Consider the following 12793-nt stretch of genomic DNA (forward strand, 5'->3'; position numbering starts at 1 on the left):
ACGTGAACGCGGTGCACGCGAGGGGTGAACAGACCGTGCGGGGACTCCTCGGCCGCGCACGACACGTCCAGAGCACGCGCAGCCGTTGCCCGGGCGCGCCGGTACGGTGGGCGGGTGACGGACGCACTCGACGACTTCTACGCGATCATCCCGGCCGGCGGCATCGGATCGCGCCTGTGGCCGCTCTCGCGTGCCGACGCCCCGAAGTTCCTGCACGACCTGACCGGTTCCGGCTCGTCGTTGCTCCGGCAGACGTGGGACCGACTCGAGCCGCTCGCCGGCCCGGAGCGCATCATGGTCGTCACCGGCCGTGCCCACCGCGTCGCGGTCGAGTCCCAGCTGCCGGGCGTCGACGACCACAACATCGTGCTCGAGAGCGAGCCCAAGGACTCCACCGCCGCGATCGGCCTCGCCGCCGCGATCCTGCACCGCCGCGAGCCCGACGTCGTGATCGGCTCGTTCGCGGCCGACCACGTCATCGGCGACGCCCGCGGGTTCCGCCGGTCCGTCCGCGAGGCCGTCGCCGCCGCACGCGCCGGGTACATCACGACCATCGGCATCACCCCCTCCGAACCGGCCATCGGCTTCGGCTACATCCACGCCGCCGACGAGTCGCTCGACGTCGCCGGCGCATCCACCGCGCACGCCGTCCGGTCCTTCGTCGAGAAGCCCGACCTGAAGACCGCGAAGAAGTACGTCGCCAACGGCTCGTACCTCTGGAACGCCGGCATGTTCATCAGTCGCGCCGACGTGCTCCTCGCCGAGATCGGACGCACCGAGCCCGAGCTGCTCGCCGGCATCGAGGAGCTCGCCGCCGCCTGGGACACCTCCGCGCGCGGGATCGTGGTCGACCGCATCTGGCCCTCACTGAAGAAGATCGCGATCGACTACACCGTCGCCGAACCCGCGGCAGCCGCCGGACGCATGGCCGTCGTGCCCGGCGACTTCGACTGGGACGACGTCGGCGACTTCGCCTCGCTCGCGAAGCTGCAGTCCGGCGGGCGGAAGAACAACCTGGCCGTGCTCGGCGACAACGCCCGCATCCTGGCCGACTCGGCGAGCGGCATCGTCGTGTCGCAGAGCAACCGGCTGATCTCGCTGATCGGGGTCGAGGACATCGTCGTCGTCGACACCCCGGACGCGTTGCTCGTCACCACGAGCGCGAACGCGCAGCGGGTCAAGGGCGTGGTGGACGCGCTGAAGATCAGTGGGCGGGACGACGTGCTCTGAGGAGCGAGGTGCGGCGGCCCCGGGGTGGGCCGTCCGCACCCGGACCGGTGGGTACGGTCGAACCGGGGGAACTGCGAGCGGGGGAGTGAGCATGGCGCAGACCGAGTGGCGAAGGACGGCCACCGGGCGCGCGGCACGCAGTGCGGTCGCGGTCGCGGCGTCTGCGCTGGTCCTCACCGGCTGCGCCCTGCCCGAGCAGGGCGCTGGTGAGCCACGCCGGGCCCAGCCCGTCGTCGATGCCGATGCCGCGAAGCAACAGATGATCGATGCCGTCGACGACGTCACCGGTCGTCTCGGGGACGATTGGAAGGCGCGGACCGGTCCCGACTACGCGGAGGCATGTGCGCTTCCGGACGGCGCACCGGGTGCCCAGTGGCGGTACCTCGTGGGAAGCAGCCGCACCGGGACACCCGAGGAAGACGCGCAGGACGCGATCGACCACTGGAAGGCGTCAGGGTTGCGTATCGAGCGACGCAACTCGAGTGACGGCCCAGCAGTGTTCGCCGGCGGAGGAGACCAGATCGCCTCGATCAGCCTCTACGCCTACTCGGGCAACTACACGGTGCAGGCGGTGTCGCTGTGCTTCCCCGGGGACCCCGACGAACTCGGTGGGGACCTCGGGTGACCGCTCGATCCGCCGTGCTCCGGGGCACGAGCTGCGCACCGGTGCTCGTTGCCGTCGGACTGCTCGTCACCGCTTGTGGGCAGCAGTCTTCGGTCACGACCACCCCGCTCGCGACGGCGGCTGTGACGCCCGCGGCCGCGAAGCAGCAGATGGTCGGTGCGGTGGACGACCTCACCGGACGTCTCGGCGGGGACTGGGAACAGGGCACGGGTCCGGACTACGCCGACGCGTGCACGCTCCCGGACGGCCGGCCGGGTGCGCAGTGGGTGGACGTCCGCACGCGTCCGTCGGTCGGGAACGTCACCGAGGACCTCCCCGCGGTCGAGGCGCAGTGGAAGCGTCAGGGGATGACCATCGATCGCTGGGGTTCCACGGCTCATCCGACCCTCGTCGGCCGCGGCGGCGCGGCGACCGACTCGATCAGTCTCTCGGTCGCTGACGACCAGTACGGAGTCCAGGCGCTGTCGCTGTGCTTCCCCGGGGACCCCGATGAGCTCTGACACGATCACCGCACGCCGATGGACCGCGGCCACGATCAGTGTGCTCGTCGTCGGCGCGCTCGTCGGCTGTGCGACGCCCGCTCCGACACCCGGATCGACACCGACCGAGACGGCGACACCGGTGCTCGACGCGGACACCGCACAACGGCAGATGGTCGATGCCGTGGACGCGGTCACGACGCGACTCGGGGGTGACTGGCGGCAGCGGAGTGGGCCAGACTCCGCCGAGGACTGCACGGGGTCCGATGGTCGGGCGATGGCACGGTGGACCTCGTTCGTCACCCGGACGGGCAACGACGGCGTGGCAGACGAGATGCCGACGATCGAACGCGGATGGCGCGAGCAGGGGATGACCGTGGAACGGTGGGGAACCGCCTCCGAGCCGACCGTCGTGGGACGCGGTGGGGGCCGGTTGGCATCGATCAGCCTGTCCGTGGCCCCCGGCCTGACCGCCGTCCAGAGCGTCTCGCTCTGCTTCCCCGGAGACGCTGATGCGCTCTGAGTACCGGCTGCGACGATGCGCCGGGGTCCTCGGGACCGGTGTGCTCGTCGTCGGCGTGCTCGTCGGCTGCGCGGCAGCTCCGGCCCCCGCACCGGCACCGACGTCCGAGCACGCTGTCCCGGCCGTCGACCGGGACGTCGCGCAGCCGCAGATGGTCGACGCCGTCGAGGCGGTCACCGGTCGACTCGGTGGGACGTGGCAGCCGCGGACCGGCCCCGACTACCTGGAGGACTGCCGGCTCCCCGACGGAGACCAGGGCGCGAAGTGGCGGTACCTCGTCACCCGTTCGGGCACCGGCGACATCGCCGGCGACGTCGCTGCGACCGAGGCACGGTGGACGGAGCAGGGGATGACGATCGACCACTGGGGGGCGGAGGACCGACCATCGTGGGGCGTGGTGGCGGGCGGACCGACTCCGTCCGGTTGACGGTGTCGGACGGACAGTATGCGGTCCAGGCTCTCTCGCTGTGCTTCCCCGGCGACGCGGACGAGGACTTCTGAACCACCCTGCGGACCGGCGGATGTGGGGGATGCCTGCACGATCCTCCAGACCGGCGCCCGGCTGTAGCGCTCCATCACGAAACCCCGCGAACTGGGGGCACGAACCGACCGTCGCGTTTCCGGCGCGTTACGGCGCGGTCGCGATCGCGTAACCGATGTCGGAGGGCCTCCGGACCGGTCCTGTACCGCCCGGCCGGTCGTGTACTGTCCTGACGATCGCCCGGTGCGCAGTGACTCCGGGTCGACTCCCGATCTCCCCGGAGGAACCCCCGTGTCATCTCGTACCCGTCGCGTCGCCATGAGCGGTCTCGCGCTCGTCGGCACCGTCGCCGTGCTCGCCGGTTGCGCATCCGCACCGTCCAGCTCGACCTCGTCCAAGAAGTCCGACTTCCTGCCCTGCATGGTCTCCGACGCCGGTGGCTTCGACGACAAGTCGTTCAACCAGCTCGGCTTCGAGGGCATGAAGGACGCCGCCTCCGACCTGGGCGCCCAGTACAAGGACGCCGAGTCGAAGGACGCCACCGTCTACGACTCCAACATCCAGCAGCTCGTCAACCAGAACTGCAACCTCATCGTCACGGTCGGCTTCAACCTCGCCGCCTCGACGAAGAAGCAGGCCGCGGCGAACCCCGACACCGACTTCGCGATCATCGACGACAACTCGATCGACGCCAAGAACGTCAAGCCGATCACGTTCGACACCTCGCAGGCGGCGTTCCTCGCCGGCTACGCGGCGGCGTCCTACTCGAAGTCCGGCACCGTCGGCACCTTCGGCGGCATGCAGATCCCGACCGTCACCATCTTCATGGACGGCTTCGCGGACGGCGTCGCGTACTACAACGAGCAGAAGAAGAAGGACGTCAAGGTCGTCGGCTGGGACGTCAAGAGCCAGAAGGGCTCCTTCACCGGTGGCTTCGAGGCCGGCACCCAGGCGAAGTCGGTCGCGCAGTCGCTGCTCGACCAGGACGCCGACGTGATCCTGCCCGTCGGTGGCCCGATCTACCAGTCGGCCGCAGAAGCGATCAAGGACGCCGACAACGGCTCCGTCCTCATCGGCGCGGACAGCGACCTCTACGAGGCCGACCCCCGCTACAAGGACATCGCCTTCACCTCCATCGAGAAGGGCATGAAGCCCGCGACGAAGGACGTCGTCGAGCAGGCCGCCAAGGGTGACTTCTCGAAGACCCCGTACGTCGGCACGCTGAAGAACGACGGCGTCGGCATCGCGCCGTTCCACGACTACGAGTCCAAGGTCGACTCGGGTCTGCAGGGTGAGCTCGACAAGATCAAGGCCGGCATCATCGACGGCTCGGTCAAGGTCGAGACCGAGGCATCCGTCAAGTAGTCCGACGAACGCGGGCGGGGGAGCACTCCTCCGCCCGCGTTCTCGCGCGCACGGACCGTTGCGCGCCCGAGACAGAAATAGACTCACCGACATGAAGCTCGAACTCCGCGGCATCACGAAGCGGTTCGGCAGCCTGGTCGCCAACGACCACATCTCGATCACCGTCGAACCGGGCGAGGTGCACTGTCTCCTCGGGGAGAACGGTGCGGGCAAGTCGACCCTGATGAACGTCCTCTACGGCATGTACCAGGCCGACGAGGGCGAAATCCTGCTCGACGACGTCGTCCAGCACTTCGACGGCCCGGGCGACGCCATGCGCTCCGGCATCGGCATGGTGCACCAGCACTTCATGCTCGTCCCCGTCTTCACCGTGGCCGAGAACGTCATGCTCGGGCAGGAGGAGACCGCGTTCGGCGGCCGCCTCGACCTGGCCGGCGCCCGCAGGCGCGTCCGCGAGATCTCCGAGCGCTTCGGCTTCGACGTGGACCCCGACGCCCGCGTCGAGGACCTGCCGGTCGGCGTGCAGCAGCGCGTCGAGATCATCAAGGCGCTGTCCCGCGACGCCTCCGTGCTGGTGTTCGACGAGCCGACGGCCGTCCTCACCCCGCAGGAGACCGACGAGCTGATGGGCATCATGCGCCAGCTCCGCGAAGCCGGCACCGCCATCGTCTTCATCACCCACAAGCTCCGCGAGGTCCGCGAGGTCGCCGACCGCATCACCGTGATCCGGCTCGGCAAGGTCGTCGGCGAAGCCTCTCCCACCGCCTCGAACAGCGAGCTCGCAGCACTCATGGTCGGCCGCAGCGTCGAACTCGTCGTCGACAAGGCCCCGGCCACCCCGGGCGACGCCGCCCTGGTCGTCGAGGGGCTCACCGTCACCGACCCCACCGGCCTGGTGCTGGTCGACGACGTCTCGTTCACCGTCCGTCGGGGCGAGGTCCTCGCCATCGCCGGTGTCCAGGGCAACGGCCAGACCGAACTGACCGAGGCGATCATGGGCCTCGAGCCGGTGCGCTCCGGCCGGATCACCCTGGACGGCCGCGAGGTCACCGGGCGCAGCGTCAAGCAGATCCTGGACGCCGGCGTCGGGTTCGTCCCGGAGGACCGCAAGGAAGACGGCCTGGTCGGCGAGTTCACGATCGCCGAGAACCTGATGCTCGACCGCGCCGACGCCGCCGACTTCGTCCGCGCCGGCACCATCCGCGCCGCCGAGCGGGACGCCTTCGCCGACGAGAAGATCGCCGAGTTCGACATCCGCACGCCCGGTCGGACCACCGCGGCCGGTCGGCTCTCCGGCGGCAACCAGCAGAAGATCGTCCTGGCCCGCGAACTCAGCCGCCCGCTGCGGCTCTTCGTCGCCGCGCAGCCCACGCGTGGCATCGACGTCGGCTCGATCGAGTTCGTCCACAAGCGCATCGTCGAGACCCGCGACAGCGGCGTCCCGGTGATCGTCGTCTCCACCGAGCTCGACGAAGTCGTCGCGCTCGCCGACCGGATCGCCGTGATGTACCGCGGCGCGATCGTCGGCATCGTCCCCGCGTCCACACCCCGGGACGTCCTCGGACTCATGATGGCGGGCGAACTGCCCGCAGGAACGGAGCTCGCCGCGTGAGCGACCCCACGCCGCAGCACGACGGCACCACGCCGTCGGACCGCACCGCACCCACCGACGCGACCACGGGCCTCCCGGCCGACGTGGCGCCCGCCGTCGACGACCGCCTGCAGGAGGTCACCGGCGCCCCGCACCTGATGACCGACTCGGCGACCGACAGCGAGCGCCGCGAGGGCCGCTGGAGCGACGCCCTGCGCAGCATCGTGAACGGCTCGGTCCTGACCACCGTCCTCGCGGTGGTCCTGGCCCTCATCGCCAGCGGCATCCTCATCGCCCTCACCGACAAGGACGTCCAGGCCGCGGCCGGGTACTTCTTCGCCCGTCCGCTCGACACGCTCCGTGCGATCGGGACGGCCGTCGGCGGCTCGTACTCGTCGCTGTTCCAGGGCTCGGTCGTCAACTTCGGGGCGCCGTCCTTCGCGACCGCGATCGCCCCGATCACCCGCTCGGTCGACTACGCGGTGCCGCTCATCGCCGCGGGCCTCGGCGTCGCGGTCGCGTTCCGCACCGGCCTCTTCAACATCGGCGGCCAGGGACAGGTCCTGATGGCCGCCGCGGCCGCCGGCTGGGTCGGGTTCTCGTTCGACCTGCCCGCGATCGTGCACATCCCGCTCACGATCCTGGCCGGCATCGTCGGCGGTGCGGTCTGGGCGGGCATCGTCGGACTCCTCAAGGCCCGGACCGGCGCCAACGAGGTCGTCCTGACGATCATGCTCAACTACGTCGCCCTGTACCTGGTGAGCTTCATGCTGCGCACCCCGGGCCTGCTGCAGGCCGGCGGCAGCCCGAACCCGATCTCGCCCGCCACCCGCGACTCGGCGGTCCTGCCGTCGCTGTTCGGCGCGCGGTTCGGCATCGACGTCGGGTTCATCGTCGCCCTGGTCGCGGTCGTCGTCGTGTGGTGGCTGATGAACAAGTCGTCGCTCGGCTTCCGCTTCCGCACGGTGGGCGAGAACCCCCGCGCGGCCCGCGTCGCCGGCATGAGCGTCCCGGCGCTCACCGTCTGGGTGATGGTCATCTCCGGTGCCCTCATCGGCATCGCCGGCGCCTACCAGGTCGAGGGCGCCGTCACGACGGGCTTCACCTCGGGCATCGACGCCGGCATCGGGTTCGACGCGATCACCGTCGCGCTGCTCGGCCGCTCGAAGCCGTGGGGCACCTTCTGGGCCGCGATCCTGTTCGGCGTGCTGAAGAACGGCGGCTACGCCATGCAGGCCGCCAACGGCATCCCGATCGACATCGTCGGCGTCATCCAGGCACTCATCGTCCTGTTCATCGCGGCCCCGCCGCTCGTCCGCGCGGTCTTCCGGATCCCGCAGCCGGGCGCCCGTCGTCGCACTCCGAAGAACTCCAAGCGGAAGGCGGTCGCCGCGTGAGCACCCTCAGCCCCACCGCGGCCCCGACGTCCCCCGTCGCGGACCGAGCGGTCGAGACCACCCGCAGCTGGAAGGCACCGATCGCGTTCGCCGTCTTCTCGGTGCTCGCCGCCGTGCTGTTCCTCGGCGTCCGTCGCGGCGGCACGACCACGTTCCGTCTGGCCAACGCCGGCGACTTCGTCCAGCTGCCGAACGTCGGGCTGCCGTCGCTGGCGACCGGTGTGGTCGTCGTCGTCCTGCTGTCGCTCGGCACCGCCGTCGCCTTCTTCCTCGTCGGGCAGTACCGCCCGGTACCGCTGTGGGTGACGAGCGTCTTCGCCGTCGTGTTCGTCGTCGGCTTCCTCACCTGGGCCGCTGCCGGCAAGACGATCCCGCTGCCCGGCCTGCTGGTCGGCGCGATCGGCCTCAGCGTCCCGCTGGTGTTCGGCGCCCTCGGCGGGGTCATCTCCGAGCGGGTGGGCGTCGTGAACATCGCCATCGAGGGACAGTTCCTCGCCGGCGCGTTCACCTCGGCCCTCATCGCCTCGCTGACCGGGTCCGCCTGGGTCGGTCTGATCGGTGCGCTCATCGCCGGTGTGCTCGTGTCGTTCGTCCTCGCGGCGTTCAGCATCAAGTACCTCGTCGACCAGGTCATCGTCGGTGTGGTCATCAACGCGTTCATCTCCGGACTCACCGGGTTCCTGTACTCGCAGGTGCTCTCACCGTCCGAGACGACGCTGAACGTCGGCATCCGCTTCCCGAAGATCGAGATCCCGGTCCTGCACCAGATCCCCGTGATCGGCCCGGTGTTCTTCGAGCAGACCGTCATCGTCTACCTGGCGTACATCGCGGTCGCGGTCGTCACCTTCGCGCTGTTCAAGACCCGCTGGGGCCTGCGGCTCCGCGCGGTCGGCGAGCACCCGGAGGCGGCGGACACCGTCGGCATCAACGTCACCGGCACCCGCTTCTGGAACGTGTCGCTCGCCGGTGCGATCGCCGGCCTCGGCGGTGCCTACTTCACGCTCGACGCGGTCGGTCCGTTCACGAAGGACATGACGGCGGGCGCGGGCTACATCGCGCTGGCCGCGGTCATCTTCGGCCGCTGGGACCCGATCAAGGCGACGCTCGCCGCGCTGCTGTTCGGCTTCGCGTCGAACCTGCAGAACACCCTCGGGGCGATCAACTCGCCGGTGCCGAGCGAGTTCCTGCTGATGCTGCCCTACGTCGTGACGATCTTCGCGGTCGCCGGTCTGGTGGGCCAGTCGCGGGGTCCGGCGGCGTCCGGCAAGCCGTACGTCAAGAACTAGCCGGGAGGCCCGCCACATGACCGACACGAACGCTGCGGGTGACCAGGGGGTCACCCCCGACCCGACGACCGGCGAGCCCTCCTGGACGGACCCGGCCCAGAGCCTCCCGTCCGATCCGGACGCCGCGATCGACGGGACCGTCGACGTCGACTGGACCGCCCTGCGGGAGGCCGCGACCACCGCGATGGGGCGGGCGTACGTGCCCTACTCGTCCTTCCCGGTCGGCGCTGCGGCGCTCACCGACGACGGCCGGATCGTCTCCGGCTGCAACGTCGAGAACGCCTCGTACGGGGTGACCCTGTGCGCCGAGTGCTCGCTCGTGTCCCAGCTGTTCATGACCGGCGGCGGCAAGCTCGTCGCGTTCACCTGCGTCGACGGCGACGGGGCGACCCTGATGCCGTGCGGGCGCTGCCGGCAGCTGCTGTTCGAGCACTCGACCGAGGGCATGCTCCTCGAGACGGTCTCGGGCATCCGCACCATCGACGAGGTCCTGCCGGACGCCTTCGGGCCGCGCACCCTCATCACCTACCAGCAGGAGCACTGACATGGCCGTCGAGCCGTTCGACACCGTCGACCTCATCCGCACGAAGCGCTCCAGCGGGACGCTGTCCACCGCCGAGATCGACTGGCTCGTCGACGCGTACACGCGCGGCTACGTCGGTGACGAGCAGATGGCCGCGCTCGCGATGGCGATCTTCCTCAACGGCATGGAGCGCCGCGAGATCCGTGACCTGACCCTCGCGATGATCGCGTCGGGGGAGCGGATGTCGTTCGGTTCGCTCGGAAAGACCACGGTCGACAAGCACTCCACCGGCGGGGTCGGCGACAAGATCACGCTGCCGCTCGCGCCGCTGGTCGCCACGTTCGGCGTCGCGGTGCCGCAGCTCTCCGGTCGCGGACTCGGCCACACCGGCGGCACGCTCGACAAGCTCGAGTCGATCCCGGGCTGGCAGGCCGCGATCTCGAACGAGCGCATGTCCGAGATCCTCTCCGACGTCGGCGCGGTCATCTGCGCGGCCGGGTCGGGACTGGCACCGGCCGACAAGAAGCTCTACGCCCTCCGCGACATCACCGGCACCGTCGAGTGCATCCCGCTCATCGCGTCGAGCATCATGTCGAAGAAGATCGCCGAGGGCACGGCGGCACTCGTCCTCGACGTGAAGTTCGGCTCGGGTGCGTTCATGGCGGACTTCGCGCAGTCGAAGCTCCTGGCGCAGACGATGGTCGACCTCGGCAAGGACGCCGGGGTCGCGACCTCGGCGCTCCTCACCGACATGGAGGTCCCGCTCGGTCTGACGATCGGCAACGCCCTCGAGGTGCGCGAGTCCGTCGAGGTGCTCGCCGGCGGTGGACCCGCCGACGTCGTCTCGCTGACCGTGTCCCTCGCCGAGGAGATGCTGCGCCTGGCCGGGGTCACCGACGCCGACCCGGCCGCCGCCCTCGCCGACGGCCGCGCGATGGACACCTGGCGTCGGATGATCGAGGCGCAGGGCGGCGACGCGTCTGCCGCGCTGCCGGTCGCGGCCGAGACGCACGTCGTCACCGCCACCGAGTCGGGCGTGCTCGCCACCCAGCAGGCACTGCCGTTCGGCATCGCGGCCTGGCGCCTCGGCGCCGGTCGGGCCCGGGCGCAGGACCCGGTGCAGGCGGGTGCCGGCATCGAACTGCACGTCAAGCCGGGCGACACCGTCACCGCCGGGCAGCCGCTCTGGACGCTGCACACCGACGAGCCGGAGCGCTTCGAGCGGGCACTCGAGTCGCTCGAGGGCGCCTGGTCGATCGGCGCGTCCGCGCCGGAGCGCGGGCCGATCGTGCGCGAGCGGATCCAGTAGCGGTCGTCCGCCACCACGCTCGGACTGGAGGCTCCTCACACGACGTGTGGGGAGCCTCCAGTCCGTCGTCCACGGGTTTGTCGACCCCGCCCTGCGGGGGCCGGTGACCACCGATAGCCTTGGGCGCATGAGCGACGCCGCCCCCATCTACCGCCTGCCCGACGCCGGAGCGGTCATCAACGACCTGCCCAAGGTCTCGCTGCACGACCACCTGGACGGCGGCCTCCGCCCCGCGACGATCATCGAACTCGCCGCGACGGACGGCGTCGAGCTGCCGACCACCGACCCGACCGAGCTCGCCGCGTGGTTCGCCGACCAGGCGAACTCCGGGTCCCTGGTGGAGTACCTCAAGACCTTCGACGTCACCATCGCCGTGATGCAGACCGAAGCCGGCCTGACCCGCGTCGCGCAGGAGTTCGTCGAGGACCTCGTCGCGGACGGCGTCGTCTACGGCGAGATCCGCTGGGCGCCGGAGCAGCACCTGCAGCGCGGGCTGACGCTCGACCAGACGGTGGACGCCGTGCAGGCCGGCATCGAAGCCGCCGTCGACGCAGCGGGCGGGGCCATCCGCATCGGGCAGCTCGTCACCGCCATGCGCCACGCCGACCGATCCCTGGAGATCGCCGAGCTCGCGGTCCGCCACCGTGACCACGGCGTCGTCGGCTTCGACATCGCCGGTGCCGAAGCCGGGTTCCCCGCGTCGAACCACCGAGCGGCGTTCGACTACCTGGCCGCCGAACTGTTCCCCGTCACCGTGCACGCCGGCGAAGCGGACGGCCTGGCGTCGATCCGGTCGGCGCTCGTCGACGGCCGCGCCCTGCGCCTCGGCCACGGCGTCCGGGTGTTCGAGGACGTCTCCCTGTCCGACGGCGGCGACGGCTCGATGCTCGCCACCCTCGGCGAGGTCGCGTCCTGGGTCCGTGACCGCGAGATCCCGCTCGAGGTCTCGCCGTCCTCGAACCTGCAGACCGGAGCGATCGCCGCGTGGGGCGACGACCTGGCCGACCACCCGATCGACGTCCTGTACCAGCTCGGGTTCCGGGTCACGGTGAACACCGACAACCGCCTGATGAGCAACACCTCGCTGTCGAAGGAGCTCGCGCTCCTCGCCGGCACGTTCGGCTACGACCTCGACGACCTCGCCGCGTTCCAGATCAACGCCGCCCTCGGCACCTTCCTGCCGCTGGAGGACCGCGAGGAGATCATCGCCGCGATCACCGCCGGGTACGCGGAGGCCTGAGCCGATGGGCCTGCCGCCGCTGCCGGACCCGGCCGTCGTCCTCGGGGCGTCCGCGTCGTCGTGGCGTGACGCGCTGCGGACGGCTGGCGGCGCACTCGTCGCCTCCGGGTCGACCACCGACGCCTACACCGACGCCATGATCGCCATGGTCGAGCAGCACGGGGCGTACATCGTCATCTCGCCCGGGCTGGCGTTCGCCCACGCCCGGCCGGGGTCGAGCGTGCTGCGTGACGGGCTGGCGGTCGTGACGCTCGCCGAGCCGGTCGTGTTCGGGCACCCGCACAACGACCCGGTGTCGGTCGTGCTGGGCCTGGCCGTGGCCGAGGTGGGCACACACCTCGAGTCGATCGGTGCGATCGCCAACCTGTTCAACGACCCCACGGTCACCAGCAGGCTCGCCGAGGCCACCGACGCCGACCAGGTCCGGAGCATCATGGGAGTGAGCACCACGTGAAGATCGTGACCATCTGTGGCGCCGGCATCGGTGCCAGCGCGATCCTCAAGGTGAACGCCGAGAAGGCCCTGGCGGCGCTCGGGTTGACGGCCGAGGTCGTCGCCGCGGACGTCGCCTCGGTACGGGACGTCTCCGCCGACGCCAACGTGATCCTCACCAGCCAGGAGTTCGTCGAGGCCATCGGGGCCACCTACGCCGAGGTCATCGTGATCCGGAACCACTTCGACCAGAGCGAGATCACGGCGGCTGTGGAGAAGGCGCTGGGCTGACCTGCCGCCCGGTACGATCGG

14 protein-coding genes are annotated in these 12793 nt (G+C 70.6%); all 14 read left to right on the forward strand.

Features of this window, described 5'->3' with window-relative positions; translation table 11 throughout:
- Positions 1-114 precede the first annotated feature (114 nt).
- Positions 115-1230, forward strand: a complete 1116-nt coding sequence (locus tag JOD51_RS06010) for a mannose-1-phosphate guanylyltransferase (protein ID WP_204607454.1) — start codon at positions 115-117, stop codon at positions 1228-1230.
- Positions 1231-1321: 91 nt separating this feature from the next.
- Positions 1322-1855 carry a hypothetical protein gene (locus JOD51_RS06015; protein ID WP_204607455.1) on the forward strand — a complete coding sequence of 178 codons (534 nt, stop codon included), beginning with the start codon at positions 1322-1324 and terminating at the stop codon, positions 1853-1855.
- Complete coding sequence (locus tag JOD51_RS06020) at positions 1852-2355, forward strand: hypothetical protein (protein ID WP_204607456.1); 504 nt, start codon at positions 1852-1854, stop codon at positions 2353-2355. The genes JOD51_RS06015 and JOD51_RS06020 overlap by 4 nt, the downstream gene beginning before the upstream one ends.
- Positions 2345-2857, forward strand: coding sequence for a hypothetical protein (locus tag JOD51_RS06025; RefSeq protein WP_204607457.1), 513 nt, complete (start codon positions 2345-2347; stop codon positions 2855-2857). The genes JOD51_RS06020 and JOD51_RS06025 overlap by 11 nt, the downstream gene beginning before the upstream one ends.
- Positions 2847-3284, forward strand: a complete 438-nt coding sequence (locus JOD51_RS06030; protein ID WP_204607458.1) for a hypothetical protein — start codon at positions 2847-2849, stop codon at positions 3282-3284. The genes JOD51_RS06025 and JOD51_RS06030 overlap by 11 nt, the downstream gene beginning before the upstream one ends.
- Positions 3285-3629: 345 nt before the next feature.
- Positions 3630-4703 carry a BMP family lipoprotein gene (locus JOD51_RS06035; RefSeq protein ID WP_204607459.1) on the forward strand — a complete coding sequence of 358 codons (1074 nt, stop codon included), beginning with the start codon at positions 3630-3632 and terminating at the stop codon, positions 4701-4703.
- Positions 4704-4794: 91 nt separating this feature from the next.
- On the forward strand, positions 4795-6315 hold the full coding sequence (locus JOD51_RS06040) for an ABC transporter ATP-binding protein (RefSeq protein ID WP_204607460.1): 1521 nt from the start codon (positions 4795-4797) through the stop codon (positions 6313-6315).
- A complete protein-coding gene (locus tag JOD51_RS06045) occupies positions 6312-7691 on the forward strand; it encodes an ABC transporter permease (protein ID WP_372377742.1) in 1380 nt (459 codons plus the stop codon). Before JOD51_RS06040 ends, JOD51_RS06045 begins: the two co-directional genes overlap by 4 nt.
- Positions 7688-8977, forward strand: a complete 1290-nt coding sequence (locus tag JOD51_RS06050; protein WP_204607461.1) for an ABC transporter permease — start codon at positions 7688-7690, stop codon at positions 8975-8977. Before JOD51_RS06045 ends, JOD51_RS06050 begins: the two co-directional genes overlap by 4 nt.
- A gap of 16 nt (positions 8978-8993) precedes the next feature.
- Complete coding sequence (locus JOD51_RS06055) at positions 8994-9521, forward strand: cytidine deaminase (protein WP_204607462.1); 528 nt, start codon at positions 8994-8996, stop codon at positions 9519-9521.
- Between the two features lies 1 nt (position 9522).
- Positions 9523-10809: a thymidine phosphorylase gene (locus JOD51_RS06060; protein WP_204607463.1), complete on the forward strand. Its 1287-nt coding sequence runs from the start codon at positions 9523-9525 to the stop codon at positions 10807-10809.
- A 127-nt stretch (positions 10810-10936) separates the two neighbouring features.
- Positions 10937-12049, forward strand: a complete 1113-nt coding sequence (locus JOD51_RS06065; protein WP_204607464.1) for an adenosine deaminase — start codon at positions 10937-10939, stop codon at positions 12047-12049.
- 4 nt (positions 12050-12053) lie between these two features.
- Complete coding sequence (locus tag JOD51_RS06070; protein WP_204607465.1) at positions 12054-12503, forward strand: PTS sugar transporter subunit IIA; 450 nt, start codon at positions 12054-12056, stop codon at positions 12501-12503.
- Positions 12500-12772, forward strand: coding sequence for a PTS sugar transporter subunit IIB (locus JOD51_RS06075; protein ID WP_204607466.1), 273 nt, complete (start codon positions 12500-12502; stop codon positions 12770-12772). Before JOD51_RS06070 ends, JOD51_RS06075 begins: the two co-directional genes overlap by 4 nt.
- Positions 12773-12793: the final 21 nt, after the last annotated feature.

The sequence above is a fragment of the Curtobacterium herbarum genome, from assembly GCF_016907335.1.
GTDB classification, from domain to species: Bacteria; Actinomycetota; Actinomycetes; order Actinomycetales; family Microbacteriaceae; genus Curtobacterium; species Curtobacterium herbarum.

Bases quoted from the DNA above. Each gene is read 5' to 3' on its own strand.
- JOD51_RS06025 (WP_204607457.1), top strand. From the start codon at position 2,345: ATGAGCTCTGACACGATCACCGCACGCCGATGGACCGCGGCCACGATC.
- JOD51_RS06065 (WP_204607464.1), top strand. From the start codon at position 10,937: ATGAGCGACGCCGCCCCCATCTACCGCCTGCCCGACGCCGGAGCGGTC.
- JOD51_RS06030 (WP_204607458.1), top strand. From the start codon at position 2,847: ATGCGCTCTGAGTACCGGCTGCGACGATGCGCCGGGGTCCTCGGGACC.
- JOD51_RS06060 (WP_204607463.1), top strand. From the start codon at position 9,523: ATGGCCGTCGAGCCGTTCGACACCGTCGACCTCATCCGCACGAAGCGC.
- JOD51_RS06070 (WP_204607465.1), top strand. From the start codon at position 12,054: ATGGGCCTGCCGCCGCTGCCGGACCCGGCCGTCGTCCTCGGGGCGTCC.
- JOD51_RS06015 (WP_204607455.1), top strand. From the start codon at position 1,322: ATGGCGCAGACCGAGTGGCGAAGGACGGCCACCGGGCGCGCGGCACGC.
- JOD51_RS06055 (WP_204607462.1), top strand. From the start codon at position 8,994: ATGACCGACACGAACGCTGCGGGTGACCAGGGGGTCACCCCCGACCCG.
- JOD51_RS06040 (WP_204607460.1), top strand. From the start codon at position 4,795: ATGAAGCTCGAACTCCGCGGCATCACGAAGCGGTTCGGCAGCCTGGTC.